12 protein-coding genes and 1 pseudogene are annotated in these 18,583 nt (G+C 36.4%); 10 read left to right on the top strand and 3 right to left on the bottom strand.

The genetic code is table 11. The annotated features are described in order from the left end of the window. Positions 1 to 133 precede the first annotated feature (133 nt). Both AC4G3N_RS01850 and AC4G3N_RS01845 read left to right on the top strand, forming a co-directional pair. Positions 134 to 880: pseudogene (locus AC4G3N_RS01850) on the top strand (SDR family NAD(P)-dependent oxidoreductase). Between the two features lie 188 nt (positions 881 to 1,068). Next, positions 1,069 to 2,064 (top strand): hypothetical protein, encoded by a 996-nt coding sequence (locus AC4G3N_RS01845; RefSeq protein WP_139891818.1) that lies wholly within the window; start codon positions 1,069 to 1,071, stop codon positions 2,062 to 2,064. 410 nt (positions 2,065 to 2,474) lie between these two features. Here AC4G3N_RS01845 and AC4G3N_RS01840 read toward each other — a convergent pair whose 3' ends face one another. From AC4G3N_RS01840 to AC4G3N_RS01830, 3 genes are all read right to left on the bottom strand, one after another. Then, positions 2,475 to 3,695, bottom strand: coding sequence for a dicarboxylate/amino acid:cation symporter (locus AC4G3N_RS01840; RefSeq protein WP_148629807.1), 1,221 nt, complete (start codon positions 3,693 to 3,695; stop codon positions 2,475 to 2,477). Between the two features lie 289 nt (positions 3,696 to 3,984). Beyond that, the gene (locus AC4G3N_RS01835) at positions 3,985 to 4,755 is read right to left on the bottom strand and encodes an NADPH-dependent oxidoreductase (protein ID WP_139891820.1); all 771 of its coding nucleotides are present in this window, start codon (positions 4,753 to 4,755) and stop codon (positions 3,985 to 3,987) included. A 328-nt stretch (positions 4,756 to 5,083) separates the two neighbouring features. Then, entirely contained in the window at positions 5,084 to 5,761 is a 678-nt protein-coding gene (locus AC4G3N_RS01830; protein WP_148629805.1) for a helix-turn-helix transcriptional regulator, read from the bottom strand. A 741-nt stretch (positions 5,762 to 6,502) separates the two neighbouring features. Between AC4G3N_RS01830 and sdaAB the strand changes: the two genes are divergently transcribed. The 8 genes from sdaAB (at position 6,503) to odhB (ending at position 18,248) form a co-directional block, all read left to right on the top strand. Beyond that, positions 6,503 to 7,201: an L-serine ammonia-lyase, iron-sulfur-dependent subunit beta gene (gene sdaAB, locus AC4G3N_RS01825; RefSeq protein WP_139891822.1), complete on the top strand. Its 699-nt coding sequence runs from the start codon at positions 6,503 to 6,505 to the stop codon at positions 7,199 to 7,201. Between the two features lie 23 nt (positions 7,202 to 7,224). Next, positions 7,225 to 8,103 (top strand): L-serine ammonia-lyase, iron-sulfur-dependent, subunit alpha, encoded by an 879-nt coding sequence (sdaAA, locus tag AC4G3N_RS01820; RefSeq protein ID WP_139891823.1) that lies wholly within the window; start codon positions 7,225 to 7,227, stop codon positions 8,101 to 8,103. A gap of 228 nt (positions 8,104 to 8,331) precedes the next feature. Then, positions 8,332 to 9,651, top strand: coding sequence for an amino acid permease (locus tag AC4G3N_RS01815; RefSeq protein WP_066107018.1), 1,320 nt, complete (start codon positions 8,332 to 8,334; stop codon positions 9,649 to 9,651). 578 nt (positions 9,652 to 10,229) lie between these two features. Then, positions 10,230 to 11,453: a beta-ketoacyl-[acyl-carrier-protein] synthase family protein gene (locus AC4G3N_RS01810; protein WP_491089625.1), complete on the top strand. Its 1,224-nt coding sequence runs from the start codon at positions 10,230 to 10,232 to the stop codon at positions 11,451 to 11,453. Next, positions 11,450 to 12,880: a sensor histidine kinase gene (locus tag AC4G3N_RS01805; RefSeq protein ID WP_491089624.1), complete on the top strand. Its 1,431-nt coding sequence runs from the start codon at positions 11,450 to 11,452 to the stop codon at positions 12,878 to 12,880. The genes AC4G3N_RS01810 and AC4G3N_RS01805 overlap by 4 nt, the downstream gene beginning before the upstream one ends. A gap of 175 nt (positions 12,881 to 13,055) precedes the next feature. After that, positions 13,056 to 13,922 carry a GNAT family N-acetyltransferase gene (locus AC4G3N_RS01800; RefSeq protein ID WP_148629801.1) on the top strand — a complete coding sequence of 289 codons (867 nt, stop codon included), beginning with the start codon at positions 13,056 to 13,058 and terminating at the stop codon, positions 13,920 to 13,922. A 215-nt stretch (positions 13,923 to 14,137) separates the two neighbouring features. Continuing rightward, a complete protein-coding gene (gene sucA / locus AC4G3N_RS01795) occupies positions 14,138 to 16,978 on the top strand; it encodes a 2-oxoglutarate dehydrogenase E1 component (RefSeq protein ID WP_491089623.1) in 2,841 nt (946 codons plus the stop codon). 16 nt (positions 16,979 to 16,994) lie between these two features. After that, complete coding sequence (odhB, locus tag AC4G3N_RS01790) at positions 16,995 to 18,248, top strand: 2-oxoglutarate dehydrogenase complex dihydrolipoyllysine-residue succinyltransferase (RefSeq protein ID WP_148629799.1); 1,254 nt, start codon at positions 16,995 to 16,997, stop codon at positions 18,246 to 18,248. Positions 18,249 to 18,583 lie beyond the last annotated feature (335 nt).

Genomic DNA, 18,583 nt, shown 5'->3' with positions numbered 1-18,583 from the left:
GAAGTCTACTATTGTGAAGTTTATATGCAGGGATCAAAAAATCAAGCAATATTTCTACTATTTGTGGATAATAAATGGTCAAATAATCTTTCTTTAGAAAGTATTTAAATAAGAAAAAGGGAGAGAAGTTAGTATGTTTGAAATCAAAGGTAAAGTAGCTATTGTAACTGGAGGGGCAAACGGAATTGGTAAAGAAGCGGTAAAAGCTATTCTCAACAAAGGTGGAATCCCTGTTATTGCAGACTTCAACGAGGAGTTGGGAAATCAAACTGCCAAAGAGTTAAACGTTGAATTTTTGAAAGTAGATGTATCAGACGAAAATCAAGTAAAGGATATGGTGTCACACGTGGTTGAAAAATATGGACACCTTGACATTATGATTGCCAATGCAGGTATAGGAGGAGGAGGTTCTACACTAGATCTTCCAACTGATGAATACGAAAAATACATAGGGGTTAATCAAAATGGTGTATTTTATTGCAGCCGTGAAGCGATTCGACAGATGGTTGCACAAGGCATGGGTGGGGCGGTTATTAACGTTTCTTCAATTCTTGGCTTAGTAGGTTGAGCCGGTGCTTGTTTCTACAACGCTAGTAAAGGTGCAGTAAGATTAATGACAAAATCAATGGCCTTAGAATTTGCTCCTTTTAACATTCGAGTAAATAGTGTCCATCCTGGCTATGTTATTACAGGTATGGTAAATGAGGATGTTGCAGGAGCAGAAGGAATCGAAATGTTAAAATCACTTCATCCGCTATCAAAAGGACTTGAACGTTTGGGTAAACCTGAGGAGATTGCACATGCAATCATATTCGCTATTGAAAACACTTTTATGACAGGAGCGGAAATTGTCGTAGACGGAGGATACACTGCTCAATAATAAAGCATACATAAAGAGATACTATGAACACCCACTATTGAATGTGGGTGTTTTGTTTTATGTATATTAAGTATCAATCTGATATATAAAAATAATTTAATTTAGATGTGTATATATTTAAGTAAATTCAAACTGGGTATTATTAATATATCAATATAAAATTAATATTCCGGAAGGTGGAGATTAAAATGAAGAAAGGCTTGGCATTATTATTTATTTTAATTACTTTCATAGGAATATCGGGTTGCAGTTCAAAGGAAAAAATTGATTTAACCGAATATGTAACAATTGAAGTAAGTGGTTATGATGGTGAAGCAACAGCAAATGCTAATTTCGATTCATCTCGTTTTGAAGAAAAATTACTCAGTATTGATGGAAAACTTTTATTTTCTTCACTTGAAGAGAATATAGAAATAAAGTTAAATAAGGAACAAAATATTAGTAATGGAGATAAACTTGTAGCAGATGTATCTTATACGGCTGATCAAGGGGAATTAGAGGTTAACTTAAAAGACGGAAAAGTAAATAAAGAAGTGAGCGGTTTAGAAAAAATTGCACTCCATGAGGCAGATAAAGAAATTCTAAATGCTGATTTAGGTACTAAAGCCATCCAAATTTTTGACTTCATATGGACGGAAGATACAATTGTTCAGGATTTTATTGATGCTGGATTTAATGTTGTCTATATGGAAAGTAAGACACAGGAAAGTGATAAATCAATTGAAGAGGTTTGGATTGACGATAGTTTTGGGTTCTCACCACTAATCAAGGTTTCCAAAAATGAATTTGAATTATTTCTTGAGCCTGTTAATCCTACTTATGAGGAAACAAGTGAATCAATTCCGTTAGTTGAATGTCATGTTACTGCTGACGGTGCTATGAGTGACAATCCTGGGGTGCATTTAAGCGTAAAAGATGAGGATGTCATTACTAAAATTAAAGGTGCAGAAGTAGAATCACAAGTATTTTTTGTGAAAGGTTTAACTGTAGGAATGACAGAAGATGATTTGTTGGATAAATTACCGGAGAGTTCTAGTAAGAGGGATTCAGGGAAAAGAACTTTATATTCCTACTTTAAATTTGGAGAAGGCGGTTATGACTACACTTTTTATGTAGATAAGGAAACTAAATTAATTGTTGGAATTACCGGACCAATGGGCGGATTCCTACTTTTTAATGATTAATTCCACCTAGCTTAGGATATGGATTATTCTTAATAGTAGTTCGTAAACTATGAATTCCAGTTGTATTGCTGTAACTGTGAAAGTAGGGAGTAAAATTTGCAAGGAAACTGCACAGTTACACTAAAAGCTTAAAACTGATAAGGGTATAAAGGAAATGCTTTACCAAACACAACCATTATAGTTGTTTATTTTTAAATGTATAGTAAATTTATAGACCTTAAACTCTGACTAAAAGAGCAGATAAATCTCCTGTTTTGGGATTTTACCTGCTCTTTTTTGAATTGAATATAACTATTATTATAAATAAAACAATAATAAGAAAACTGCATCTTTATCGATAAGATCTCTATCAATAAAGATGCAGTGGATATAAGGATTATAAAAATAGAATAGAATACTAGAGTTTATGACTATGCAGCGCTTTCTTTTCTTTTTTCTTGTTCGTTGATCATGACAGCACAAGCTGCATCACCTGTAATATTGACAGATGTTCGTGCCATGTCAAGAATACGGTCGATTCCAAGGATTAGCCCAATACCTTCTACAGGTAAATTAACTGAGCTTAGAACCATTGCAAGCATAATTAGACCTACACCAGGTACGCCTGCTGTGCCGATACTGGCAAGAACTGCCGTTATCACGACTGTAACTAAGGCAGTGAAGGATAAATCTACACCATAGACTTGAGCGATAAAGATGGTGGCAACACCCTGCATAATGGCTGTTCCGTCCATGTTGATTGTCGCACCCAGAGGCTGAACAAAGCTTGATATTTCTTTTTTAACTCCTAAATTGTCCTGTGCCGCTTCCATGGATAGAGGTAAAGTTGCATTACTGCTGGAAGTACTGAATCCTACTGTCATGGCCGGTGCAAAGCCTTTAAAGAACCATATTGGACTTTTACGTGCCATGAAGAAAATGGTTCCTCCATATACCAGTAGAGTATGAAGGATTAGCGCGATTACAACGACTATCATATATAATGCCATCGCTTTCATTGCACTGTAGCCTTGTTCTCCAATTGCTGATGCAATAAGACCAAACGTTCCATAAGGAGCTAATTTCATAACCCAGGTTACAAGAAACATAACCAATTCATTACCTTGTTCAACCAATTTTACAATTCCTTCTGTCTTTTTTCCTAAAACAGTTAATGCAAATCCAATTAAAGCAGCCATGAAAATGATTTGGAGCATATCACCTTCGGCCATAGCCATGATTGGATTATCAGGAATAATGTTAAGGAACGTTTCTCCGATTGAAGGGGCTTCTTCAGCCTCAAAAGTTGCATTTTCTGTATCAAATTCACCTTTGGTTCCCGGTGAAATTACCATAGCAAGAACGATAGCCAATATAATGGCTATGGCTGTAGTACATAGGAAGTAGAAAACGGTTTTAAAACCGATGGATCCTAATTTTTTAGGATCTCCCAGGCCAGCTACACCTAAAATAATAGAAAACAATACTATTGGGACTACTAACAATTTAATCAGATTGATAAAGATGGTACCTAAAGGATCGAAAAGAAATTTGTTGAATGTTTCAAATAAAGATGGGGAGAAAATATTTAGGGAAAGACCTACAAGGGCACCAAGTATCAGTGCATAGATTATCTTCTTCGTTAAGTTCATATGATTCCTCCTAGCTCTCAGCCATAAATTCTGACACTAAACTATTATATTTATCCTTATATTCCAAATTCCGAGAATTAATAGATATTTTACCACGGAATTTGAAATTACTCATCTAATATAACTTTTAGGGCATATTAATCTTCTTTATAGTGAAATAAGGAGTATTAAGTCCTAGAATAATGTGAGGATATTTCTATCGATTTTTATTACTAAAGCAATCAAGGCAAGGTGAAGGGATCATCAAGAGATTTGGGAGATACAAAGTGAAAAAAAGGAAGAGGAGCGTTTAGGCTTCTCTTCCTTTATCTTTAACATCTATTTTTTTCGGAATCTGCATTTGTTGATTAATTGCTTCATCAACGCCCTGATAATAGGTTTTACTATAAAAGCTGGCTACTGCTTTAGTCCATGTCCCAGTCTGTGTACCCTGGGAACGTTCTGATAGGTAATCTGAAAATGTTTGATTATATGATTCGATTTCGTCTTTTATATCATGCTGATAGGTTTCGCTATGATAGACCGCTTTAACTGGCAGGCGTGGTTTTAAGCCGGGATCCTCTGCAGGATAGCCGATACATAAACCTGAAATGGGTAAAACAAATGGAGGAAGGTTGAGTTCCTTTATGACTTTATCTAAATTTCTGCGTATACCGCCAATGCAGACTGTACCAAGGCCTAATGATTCGGCTGCAGTAATGGCTGCTTCAAGAGCAATCCCAACATCTGTAGCACCGACCAATAATGTATCAATATTTTCTGAGACAGCAAATGGTGTTTTTTCGATTTTACTGGATACATATGCTCTATAAAAGTCTGAGCAGAATACGAGGAATACAGGGGCCTCTTCAATATGCTTCTGCCCGCCGCATAGCTCTGCAAACTTCTTTTTCCTTTCAGAATCTTTAACAGCAATAATGGAAACCTGTTGTCCATTTATCCAGCTTGGGGCAGATTGGACAGCTTTAATGATTTGTTCCAGTTGTACATCCTCGACTGGTTTGTTTTTATAAGATCGGATGGAGCGGTGAGATAATAAGGTTTGCATTACTTCGTTCATGTTGAGGTCTCCTCCTTCGGTATAGGGTTCTTTATTAGTATAGTACAAACAAGTATATGGTTCATAATAGAACCCATACAGTCGGACTGTTATCTAAGTGTTATATTGTGTTAAATGGGGTATCCTCAGAGCTTCGATGAATGAATGAGTTACTTCTTTTAAGAAATCAAGCATTCTTGGTAGGTTTCGGGATGTATATTTTTCTGTAGGATGACAACCTGTAGGACTTTGTGAGGTATAGAGGGATACTGAATGAAGAATAAGCTGGGAAGTCTGCGAGATATCTAGTCTTTCCTCGGACTCTCCAGCTTAATTGACATGCACTTTATTATACCGGTACTGCTTTTTTGCTTCGTGATACCATTTGAAGGTAACGATAAACACTGGACTCGGACATTCCCATTATATCTGCCACTTCACTTATTGTGCCTTTCATATCAAATATCCCATACTCTTTTAATTTTGAAATAGCAAGCTTCTTTTGGTCAGGTGATAATTGGGCTCCAGATTCGAGGATATCTCTATCTATTACTGTATAAATGATATTACTTACATTATCTTGAAGCTTTTCTACAGGTTTCTCTTGTTCAGTTTTCATTTCAATATGTTTAATATCAAAGCTTAGATTGGCTAAACTTAATATATCCTTGGCGACTTTTCGATAAACGTCTGCATCAAAATTTATACATAAAAGTCCCTGTAATTGACCTTCATGATCTTTTATAAACAAAGTGGATGAACGAAATTTTTTACCCCGCGGTCCTTCCCCAACATATCCAACAACATAATCATTGTCTAAATAAACCTTATCGTTGATTAACTTTTTTGCATAGTTAGTCAATGGGCTATTTAAGGACCTTTCGCTCAAGTCAGCATTGACAATATGACCGATATGAGAACCTCCATTAGGATTTAAAATATGTAATACAAATTCATAATTAGGTCCTAAAATTTCACCAAAATAATTCATTATAGTTTGATAATGTCGAAATAGATCTTTATCCAATTAGGTTTTCCTCCTTTTAGGAAACTCTTTTTAATGGAACATCGAGATCAAAGAATAGTTACCAATTTAACTACAAGCATTGTAAGTTAAAACCTACATGCAAGTCTTCATTTTTGCACCTGTATTTATGCGCTTGCTCAGTGGTTAGGGAAGGTTGGGGATTATCAATGTTATTAAGCAACCCTTAGATAATAGAACCAATTGAAACATAATCTACCAATAATTATAGCAGATTGTAAAGGCTTTCTAATAATAAATTTTTACAAAAATAAGTTTTTATTAAATCGTATTGACATATTAAACCAATTATGTGATACTTTGAGCGAGTAGTAAATAATAACTACTGTAATAAATTATTGGAAATTAATTAATAGATTTCCAAGGTCAGCTTGAAACACTTTATAAGGATTTTTTAGAGCAGTTGCGGTACCGTTTTTAACCTTATGCTTTCTAAATTTTGCTAAAGGTGGTGTATCTGGAATCGGATTTATGGAACAACTAGGAATTGCTGTTAATTATGTTTTGAAGGCATTAAGTTGCAAAAGAAATGATGGCAATGTTAGTTAGTATTCGAGATAAATACGATTCGATTTTATTGGTTAGTAATGAAAACCTTTTCAATTAAAGCGGAGTTAAAACTCTATTAAGCTCACTGGTACAAGCCATGTTCATCTATTGAAAGTTTACAGTGCAAGATCAATTTTAAAGATCAAGTAATTTAATGGGGTGGGGGAATTTTATATGAGTATTAATGTAGCACCCGTTAAAGAAAAAAAGATTATTAATTATAAAAGTTGTTTTGATGTAATAGGTCCGGTAATGATAGGGCCCTCGAGTTCGCACACAGCAGGTGCCTTAGCTATTGGAGCAGTTGCCAATAAATTATTTCAAGGTCTTCCAAAAAAAGTTTTGGTCCGGTACTATGAATCATTTGCTGAAACTCATAAAGGTCATGGAACTGATTTTGCCATTGTTGCTGGTATATTAGGATTTGCCGCTGATGATAGCAGAGTGCCTGATGCTATTAAAATAGCAGAATCTAAGGGAATTAAGATTGTTTTTATTGAAGAAGTGATTGATAGTCCTGCCGGTCATCCCAATACTGTAGATGTCTATTTGGAGGATGAAAATAGAAGTATTAGAACGATGGGAATTTCGGTCGGCGGCGGTATGATTGAGGTCAAACAGATTGAAATGGACGGGTTTAGATTGAATCTTGAAGGACCATTACCAGTTATACTAGCGATTTCTGAAAAAGATGACCTTGAATTTGGGTTACGCAGGATCCTTAAAGAAAATGATGTGGATATTAATAGTTTTACCAGTTTAAAAGAAGATGGAAAACACCTCTTTGCATTTACATTGGACTCTCAGTTACGTAACGATGTTCAGCAGAAATTGAAGGAACTTAGCAATACAGCTACTATTATTATTCTTTAATATCCTAGGGAGGTGAAAAGTTTATGTACATGACCATAAAAGAAATCGTAGATGCAGCTAATAAAAGGCAAAAACCCATTTATGAATTAGCCATTGAGCAGGAAATCCAACAAACTAAATCTACCTATGATGAAGTTTGGAGCAAGATGGAAAAAAATCTACTCACTATGGAAAATGCCATAAATAAAAGTATTGAGGGAGACGGGGTATTTTCTCCGACCGGTTTAACTGGTGGCGATGCTGTTAAAATCAAAAAATATCGCGAACGTGGAAAAACTCTTTCTGGAGATATGATGGTATTTGGGGTCCAGCATGCAATTGGTGTTAATGAAGTAAATGCTTCGTTAGGGGCGATTTGTGCAACTCCAACAGCAGGCGCGAGTGGAACAGTTCCTGGGGTCCTATTCGGTATTAAAGATACGTTGCAGTTAAGTCACGAAGATATGGTGCATTTTCTATTCACTTCTGCTTTATTTGGAATGATAGTAGCCAATAATGCTTGTATTGCTGGAGCGTTTGGAGGATGTCAAGCTGAAGTAGGCAGTGCCTCGGCAATGGCAGCAGCAGCTGCAGTAGAAGTTGCCGGTGGAACACCGCAGCAATCATCGGAAGCCTTCTCAACTGCCCTTCAAAATTTGCTTGGTTTAGTATGTGATCCAGTCGCTGGATTGGTAGAGGTTCCTTGTGTAAAGAGAAACGCTATTGGAACGGCCAATGCCTTAGTTGCAGCGGACATGGCATTAGCCGGCGTAGATAATATCATTAGTGCCGACGAAGTAGTTGAAGCTATGTATAAAATAGGTAGACAAATGCCGCGCGAGTTAAGAGAGACAGGTTTAGGAGGAGTGGCAGCTACACCAACAGGTATTGCCATTAAACATAAAATTTTTGGAGAAAAGTAAGAAGAGAAGACAAATATAGAAATAAAGGGATTTATACCTATACAAATACAATATTTTGCAAACGCCAACAAATACACTAGAATGGTAGATAAACAAATTTCTCAGTGCTAGCGTTGTAATTTAATAATCTCTATTGTCCGAATCTTATAAGTAATTTAATTTTAAAAAAATATCCATATTTATAAGCCTTAGCAGAAAGCTAGGGTATATATAAGGAGGAACCTTATTATGCATGGAAATACAGCAAAAAAACTCGAATTACCAGTTGAAGATCATTCAGTAATACAAGAGAATTTTCCAGATGCGAAGAAATGGCATAAACAAGATACAACCTGGGCTTTGAGCCTTTTTGGAACAGCAATTGGAGCGGGTGTACTCTTTTTACCTATTAATGCAGGATCAGGCGGATTAATATCATTATTGTTAATTACTATACTAGCCTTTCCGGTAATGTACTACTCGCATAGGGCACTTGCTAAAATGATAGCTGCTTCAGATTCTGCTGATGAGGGAATTACCGGTACGATAAGGGAGTATTTTGGAAATAAGGCAAGTATAGCCTTTAACATAGTTTATTTCTTCTCTATTTATACGATCGTGCTGATGTATTCAGTTGCACTTACAAATACAGCAAGTAGTTTTATGGTAAATCAATTGCATATGAACGAGCCGCCAAGAGCCATTTTATCACTTGTATTAATTCTCGGTCTTATCGTCATACTAAATTTTGGACAAGATATAACTGTAAAAGTGATGAGCATGCTAGTTTATCCATTTATAGCTTCTCTGTTATTTATCGCAGTATCTTTAATTCCACAGTGGAATACATCGATTTTTAGTTCTGCAAGTGTTTCTACTGCTTCATCAGGATCCGGATATTTTGGAATTATACTGTTGATATTACCAATTATAGTATTCTCGTTTAACCATTCTCCTATTGTATCGTCATTTGTAATGAAACAGCGGGCAACTTATGGAAAAGATGCGACTGACGCGAAATGTGCCCAAATACAAAAAGTATGTTATATTATGACATTCTCTGTTGTCATGTTCTTCGTTTGGAGCAGTGTCTTGAGCTTAACTCCAAGTGATCTTGCCATGGCAAAGCAACAGAATTTATCAATCCTATCTTATCTTGCGAATGAACTTGGTTCACCAATAATTGCTATTGCAGCGCCTATTATTGCATTCGTGGCCATCACAAAGTCCTTCCTTGGTCATTATGTAGGAGCTTACGAAGTAATGCGTGACATGATTGTGGCATCAGGAAAAGCACGCGGAAAAAGTATTAAAGAAAAAACAATTAAAACTGCAATTCTAGTATTTGTGGTATTAACATGTTGGTTTGTTGCTTATACAAATCCAAGTATTCTAGGATTAATTGATACACTCAGCGGACCTCTAGTTGCTGCTATCTTATGTGTATTACCAATGTATGCAATCCGCAAAGTACCAGTACTAGCTAAATACAGAGGGAAATTGAGCAACGTATTCGTCATTGTTGTAGGTTTGCTTACGATCCTAGCAAGTATTAAAGTATTCTTCTAAATCACTTTAATGAATGAAGGTTTTAGAAGAGGATTGCAAGTGTTAATAAGTAGTTGATACTTTAGCTAAGATTAAGCTGTATTCCGAATTTACCTGAATGCAGCTTTTTTTATATTCAATCCATTCCTATTACTCGAAATTTGTCCCCAGTTGGTTAGCTCATAACTGCTTTCTATAATATTGACTAGATGTTAGCAAGGAAATCTGACAGATAAAGAATATGTATTAAAGGATATTTTAGAGCATTCTTTTATTATGGCGGTAATGTGATTCCACAATACGAGCATTGCTATACACCAATTGTGATCTTATTTAATGAAAGAAATCCGAAATCTCACTAGAGTTTCAGGTACTGTGAACATCTGAAATTAAAGTTACTTTATCTCCCAAACTAAAAGCTCAACGACATGTGGTATCAACATACGCTTTTGATTATTTTATAAAGTAGTATTAATGATTTATTTAAACTATTTAGATTATTTAAATATATTTTTAATAGTTTTTTCCTATAGTCATTCTGAAATATTATCTGCTATAATTTTTTTAGGTAAATATTCTCAACTAAGGCGGAAAATTACATGAAAATAGTAGTTAGTGGCTACGGGACAATAGCCCCGAATACAAGGAATACCGACGAATTTTTATATAATTTACAGCATGGTGTGAACACACTGGAAGTAATAGATGGAGAAGGGTATAAAGGAGAGTCCAATATAGTTGGTCTAATACATAATGGATTAGAAGAGTTAGAGAAAGATAGGAGAATTAATCGGTTACCCAAAGTTTCTAAATTGGGAATCGTGGCCGGGCGAGAGGCATTGGAATCAGCAGGGGTGGATTTAGCAGGTAAAAAAGTAGGGGTTTTCTTTGGAACTTCACTTGGATCCTCCGTAGATCAATATTCTCTGGACGCAGTTGTACATGCGAACAATGATGATTATAGAAAAATGCCTATTACGTTTTCTCACTATGTCAATTATCACAGTATGACCTCATCTATCGCATACTTTTTAGGAGTAAAAGGTGTGACAAAAACAATAAGCACTGGCTGCACTTCCAGTTTGGAAGCAATTGAAGAGGCTTTGCTCTATTTAAAAGCCGGTAAAATAGATGTGGCTATAGTAGGTGGAACAGAGAGTCCGATTGGTAAACTAATGACTTATGCTTTTTCTAAAACAAGAATATTACCTTTGAATCAAGCAATGGATGTAGGAGCTGTTCCATTTCATGAAGATAGTAAAGGGTTTGCTGCTTCTGAAGCTTCTGGTGTGATTGTTTTAGAGAGAGAAGATGATGCCATTAAGCGAGGAGCTCATATTAAAGGAGAAATTGTTGATATTATCTCGAATAATGATGGAGCTTATATATTTGATTCGGATGAATCAGGAGAACAGATGATTAATGCATTAAAAGATGTCACGAGTGGCCGCAATCCAGATTATATCAACAGCCAGGCACTTGGGATCCAGCAGAATGATCGGATAGAAGAAAAGTGCTCAAGGGAATTATTTAATCATCAAACACCATACAGCTCGATAAAAAGTATGTATGGAAACCCTCTAGCCGCCATTGGTATCTTGCAAGTGATATCTTCATTATTAAGTGTGGAACATGATTTTATTCCTCCAACAATAAGAACAACTAAAAAAGGCTATGAAGATATGAATATTGTTACCGAAACGATTTATCAGGAGGTCAATGAAGTAGCTGTTACCAATCATGGACATGGCGGGAATAATGCATGTGCTTATATTAAAAAATATAGACCTGATCATACAGCAATGGAGTGCAAAAATAAATGATTATCGGATTATTAATATGTACTATTGGGTTGATCCCTTTGGTTGTTTCATTCGTTATAAAAAGTATGTATAATGAATCAAGATTAACAATGGGTATCGTTTTATACATGCTCTTTGTTTCAATTTGGCAAATTGATGTTGGGGTTCTTTATTTTTCAGATATTCTTTCTGAGAGTACCATTCTTGTATTATTTAAATTGCTGCGTTTAGGGCCAACTTTTGGAGTGCCGATTGTTCTCTATGTAGCATATTTGATTATAAAGGATCAGCCAACAATGTTAACAGATACTCCTTGGTTAGCAAAGGTATCGAGGTTATTACTTGATAAGAAGTCACTCATCTTTTTTATTATTTTAAGCGGAGTGGTGTATATAATCAATCTAACGGAATTAGGGATTAGTGGGTTAACCGTAAAGACCAGTTTCTCATCCAGTTTTTATTACCCAGTGTATGGGTCTTTAGGATGGATATTCATTTTACATATGATTGGTTTTATCATCTTTCTAATTCTTGTCTATTTAGTTTCGAGAAATATATCTAACACGAGTTTCAGAAAATTCTTAAATGCTTTCTGTTTAGCCTCTATTTGGCTAATCTTATCGGGATATTTAAACCTTTCACCAGGGACAGGTGCCATAACAAGCAGCATCGGGGTAATCGTATTCTCTGTTTTTATGGTGCATTTCTTTGTTAAACTGAACACGAGTCTAAAAGATAGTCATTATCAACTGCTGGAAAGACAAAAAAAGCTGGATTATACCGGGAATTTAGCGGGAAGTTTAATTCATGAAGTGAAGAATACCAATCAAATTATCAAGAGTTTTTCGAATCTTCTTAGTCTGAGCAATGACTTAACAGAGTCAGATAAGAAAACACTAGATATGATTCAAAAGTCATCTGAACATTTAGGTAAACTGACCAATAATTATAAGGATTATATGAAGTCATCCAATCTAGTACTGAAAAAGGAAAATTTAATAGAGGTTATTCTGGATTCCATTAACATGTCTTCTGAAATGTTGCGTACAAATCAGGTGGATATTGAATTGGTTAACAATTACGTACCTTTGAATGCCTATATTAATAAAACCAATTTGGGGCAAGTCTTTATCAACTTAATCAAGAACAGCGTGGAGGCTATGCCTGAAGATAGAGATGATAAGAAAATATTGATTAAGACCGAATTGGAAAATGAACATATTATTATTCATTTTATTGATACAGGCAAGGGAATCCCTCCAGCTAACTGGGAAAGTGTATTTGACCCATTTATCTCAATAGACAAGCGGGGAATGGGATTGGGATTACCATTTGTTAAGAAAACAATCATAGAGCATTTGGGGAATATTACAATTTCTAAAAGCTCACCTGAAGGAACTCATTTTATAATCGAGCTTCCACAGAATGGAATATTAGACATAAACTAATTTGCAGCACACAGTCTACTATAAATTAAGCAGCAATCCTCTATAGGGGTTGCTGTTTTTGTTATACAATAGTAGTTAGTTATAAAAATATTATGTAAACTCACAAGATTTTAAATTAAATTGTTTTGAAATATATAGATTAGAAGGATAATAGAGACAAGGAGGATGAGCCAAAATGAATATCGTATTCTATGACACGATTAAACCTTTTAAGGACAAAGTCGAACCTATTCTTTTAAAGGAAGAAGTGAAGCATAATGTCATCCTGGGATTGGTGAATAAATTGATCCAAAATCCATCAGATACTATAAAACTTTTCATGTGTACAGTGGAGGTAAAGGATCAGACTGTCCTGATTTTTTTACGAACTCATCCACATAATCTGCTTATTGCAGGCGATCCAAACCAAAAAGAAGCTATTTCCTTTGCTGTAAATAAATTTGTTGAAGAAGGGTTCATGTTTCCAGGGATAACAGGCGAAAAGCAATTAGCGCATTTATTTGCTGATGAATGGAAGTGTGTAACGGGAATTGAGGGCTCTATTGGCGTGGAACAGGGAATCTATAAACTGACAAAACTGAATTCTGTTCAAATCACAAAAGGGTATTTACGTATGGCAGGCCATGAAGATGCTCCCTTAGTAGCTGATTGGATTAAGGAGTTCACTAAATATACGGTTGATAATCTCACTTACGAAGATTGTCAGGCAAGGGCAAATGATTATATCAAGGAGAAGTCCTTACATTTATGGATTGATCAGAACAGACCGGTATCGATGGTGAAGTGGGCTCGGCCAACGCAAAATGGAATTGTAGTCTCGCTGGTTTATACTCCCGATGAAGAGAGAGGGAAGGGGTATGCGAGCTCGGCCGTTCACACTTTTTCGAAACAACTTCTTGAAAACTATTTATTTTGCAGTTTATATACGGATTTATCAAATCCAACTTTAAATTCAATTTATCAAAAAATTGGCTATGAATGGGTATGTGAATCCAGCATGATTCAATTTGGAATTAATCAGAAAGGAGAGTTGGTTATATAATCAATTCTCTTTTTTTGCTATTTCATAATAGCTGATTTTTTAGAAAGTTTTGATTTTCTCGTAAATTAAGTGCAAACCTTTGGGTATATTCACCAAAACATGGTAGAATAATGTCGGAAATGTTTTATCCTTCCGACTCTTTAGATAACATTATTATTATATATTATTCAGTCGCAGGATTAAGGCAAAACAATGTTTAACAGGGGGATTTCATAATGAAACTTGATACACCTGTAACAAACCCTTGGCTAGAGTTTCAGGGGCCAAACTTGGGTTACGTCCAGGAAATGTACGAAGTTTTTTTACAGGACCCAGAGCAAGTGGATCCGGATTTGGTGAGATTATTTGAAGAATGGGGACCTCCAAGATTAGAGGAAACCGAACAAACAAGGGGTAATCAAAGTAAGGAAGTTTCAGACGGTCAGTTCACAGCAAAAATGATGTATAAAGTATCGCAGGCTGTCAAATTGGCTGAGGATATTCGAATAAACGGACATTTGGCCGCTGATATTTATCCATTGTACAGTAAGGTAAAGAAAGATATTAATTTAGGATTGGGTAAATATGATTTAACGACTGATGATTTGAAAGCGATGCCAGCTTCCTTAATCAGTGATGTTTTGCCTGCAAACATTCAAAATGGCCATGAAGCCATCGAATATTTAAAAGTTTTATATACGAGAACGATTGCTTTTGAATTCGATCATATCCATGACATGGAAGAGAAAAAGTGGCTTACACAAATGGTTGAACAAACAGCCTCCGGTTTTGCAATCTCGGCAGCTAAAAAGAAAAATTTGTTGAAGCGCTTAACTGAAGTGGATGGATTTGAGCGATTCTTACATAAAACCTTTGTTGGACAGAAGAGATTCTCAATTGAAGGTGTAGATTCTTTAGTTCCACTTCTTGATGAATTAGTTTCAAGATCCGTTCGCGGCGGAACTACTTCTATTAATATCGGAATGGCACATAGAGGCAGATTAAATGTACTGGCTCATGTGCTGGATAAACCGTACAAAAGTATATTCTCTGAGTTTCAGCATGCTCCGGATAAAAAATTGGTGCCATCTGAAGGATCCATTGGTGTTACATTTGGATGGACGGGTGATGTGAAATACCATTTAGGCGCAGGTCGTAAAATTAAAGAAGAGAATACAAGAGAAGCGGTTATAACGTTGGCAAATAACCCGAGTCACTTGGAATTTGTTAATCCCATCGTAAATGGATATACAAGGGCTGTACAGGATGACAGAAGCCGAAAAGGATTTCCTGTACAGGATTCTAATTCCAGTATGTCAATTATTATTCATGGAGATGCAGCATTCCCAGGTCAGGGAATTGTGGCGGAAACCTTGAATCTAAGTCGCCTTAAAGGATATCAAACAGGAGGCACCGTTCATATTATCGCGAACAATATGATTGGATTTACAACAGAAAGCCGGGATTCCCGATCCACTCGATATTCAAGTGATCTGGCGAAGGGATATGAAATCCCGATTATCCATGTCAATGCGGATGATCCAGAGGCTGTATTAGCAGCAGCTTATGTAGCTATTTTATATCGTCAAAATTTCAAAAAAGACTTTTTAATAGATTTAATTGGATACAGACGTTATGGCCATAACGAAATGGACGAGCCAATGACAACAAATCCGGCCATGTACAAGATGGTGCATGAGCATCCAACACCTAGAGAGGTGTATGCAAAGAGACTAGTGGATGAAGGACTTGTAACGGAAGAAGAGGTCGCTCGTCTGGATCAGGAACATTTTGATATGTTGAAAGAGTACTATAATCAAGTGGGTGAAAAGGAAGATTCTCCACTTGAAGCGGCTGATGTTCCAAAAATTATTGAATCCGGGATTCCGAAGGTAGATACAAAAGTAGAGCTTGACGTATTAAAGCAAATAAATGCGGAGCTTTTAAAACGACCTGAGAACTTCAAGGTATTTAATAAACTGGATAAAATCCTTATGAGAAGACAGAATGCTTTGGAAGAAGGAAATAAGGTAGACTGGGCTTTGGCTGAAACGTTAGCATTTGCAACTATCTTACAGGATGGTACACCGGTCCGCCTTACTGGACAGGATTCCGAGCGCGGTACATTTGCTCATAGAAACATTGTTTTACATGACAGTGAAACGGGAGAAACCTATTCTCCATTACATGGACTTGAAGGGGCAAAAGCTTCCTTTGCGGTTCATAACAGTCCATTGTCTGAAGCAGCTGTGATTGGATTTGAATATGGATACAATGTTCAATCACCGGATACGCTCGTTTTATGGGAAGCCCAATATGGTGATTTTGCTAACACTGCTCAAGTATTATTTGATCAATTTATTGCTGCAGGGAGAGCGAAATGGGGCCAAAAATCTGGCTTAGTCATGCTATTGCCTCATGGCTATGAAGGCCAGGGACCGGAACACTCCAGTGCGCGTTTGGAGCGATATTTATCATTGGCAGCAGAGAATAACTGGACTGTAGCTAATTTAAGTTCAGCAGCTCAATACTTCCATATTTTAAGAAGACAAGCAGCTATTTTAGGAAAAGAAGAAGTACGCCCACTGGTATTAATGACGCCAAAGAGCTTGCTGAGAAATCCGACTGTTGCGAGTACAGCTGAAGAACTGAGTGACGGTGAATTCAAGCCCTTTATTGAACAGCCAGGCTTAGGAACCAAAAAAGACAGTGTGAAAAGAATCGTTTGCTGTACAGGTAAAATGGCAATTGATTTATCTCAGGCTATTGAATCTCAAGAAAATCTTGATTGGCTTCATATTGTGAGAATTGAAGAAATCTATCCATTCCCACTTAAAGGGGTTCAAGAATTATTTGCATCCTACCCGAATCTAAAAGAGATTGTATGGGTACAGGAAGAGCCTAAAAATATGGGCGCGTGGAATTTCGTTGAGCCACGTTTAAGAATAGCAGCACCAGAAGGGGTTAAAGTTGAGTACATCGGCAGAAGAAGACGATCCAGTCCTGCAGAGGGAGATCCAACCATTCATAAACAAGGACAAAATCGTATTATTGACAGCGCATTAACTCGCGAATAGAGGAGGAAATAGAGAGATGGCAGAGGTAAAAGTACCAGAATTAGCGGAATCAATTACAGAGGGAACAATTGCACAATGGCTTAAACAACCGGGTGAAAAGGTTGAAAAAGGTGAATATATCGTTGAGCTTGAAACAGATAAAGTAAATGTTGAAATCATCTCCGACTATGAAGGAGTTTTGACAGAGCAATTAAAAGAAGAGGGAGATACAGTTCTTGTTGGGGAAGCAATTGCGATGGTAGATGCTGATGGAGCGCCTGCACAGAGTGAAAAACAAGAACCTGTTGCAAAAGAACAAGTAAAAGAAGAGCCAAAAGCAGCACCTGCTCCTGAACCAAAAGAAGAAGAGAAAAAAGGAAATAAAACAGTTGCTTCTCCGGCTGCACGTAAATTAGCAAGAGAAAAAGGAATCGATTTGGATGAAATCCCTACAGTAGATCCACTTGGAAGAGTGCGCAAGCAGGATGTAGAATCCTACAATGGTCATGCACAAGCCAGCGCGCCTGCACCTAAGCCTTCAAAACCGGAAGCTAAAAAAGCAGCATCAGCACCGGCTCAGGTATCTGGTAAACCGGAAGAACGTGTGAAAATGTCACGCAGACGCCAAACAATCGCGAAACGTTTGGTTGAGGTTCAACACAATACAGCCATGCTGACTACGTTTAACGAAGTAGATATGACGAATATCATGAACCTTCGTAATAAACGTAAGGATGCATTCCAAAAAGAAAATGATGTGAAATTAGGGTTTATGTCCTTCTTTACAAAAGCCGTGGTTGGTTCACTTAAGAAGTATCCACTGTTAAATGCAGAAATCCAAGGTGATGAGCTGCTTATCAAAAAATACTATGATATCGGTGTAGCAGTATCTGCTCCAGAAGGCTTAGTAGTCCCTGTTGTTAGAGATGCGGATCGTATGAACTTTGCTGAAATTGAAAAAGAAATTGGCAGCTTGGCTAAAAAAGCACGTGATAATAAATTGGCCCTATCAGATTTACAGGGTGGAACCTTTACTATCACAAATGGCGGTGTTTTCGGTTCCTTAATGTCAACACCTATTTTAAATGGAACACAAGTAGGTATTCTTGGAATGCACGGTATTAAAAAGCGTCCGATTGCTGTTGAGGATGACAAAATTGAAGTTCGCCCAATGATGTATATCGCATTATCTTACGATCACCGTATTGTCGACGGAGCAGAAGCAGTTAGCTTCCTAGCGAATGTGAAAAAATTAATCGAAGACCCTGAATCTTTATTGCTTGAGGGATGATTGTTTAACTAACAAAATAAATTAATAATTAATGTTGTATCATACAAATGATATTTACTTAAAGAGTGCCAGTTCTTACTGAATTGGCACTCTTTTTTTGAAAATCGTATAAACTACACCCTTCTATCAAGCCTTTGTATTGTAATTAGAGGATAGGAAAACGCAATAATACTTAAAGTTGCTTGTTTCTAATAGATAAATTAATACAAAATCTATGAGAGAGATGATCCCTTTAATTAACATATAGTCATTTTTTACTTTGTCTGACTAAAATGCATCATTTTGCCTATTTTTAACTGAATAGATTGACAATTCAAAATAATTAATTTAATATT

This window comes from Bacillus sp. z50, from assembly GCF_058313585.1.
Note: the sequence above shows the minus strand (reverse complement) of the source record. Positions and strands in the feature narration are given on the sequence as shown.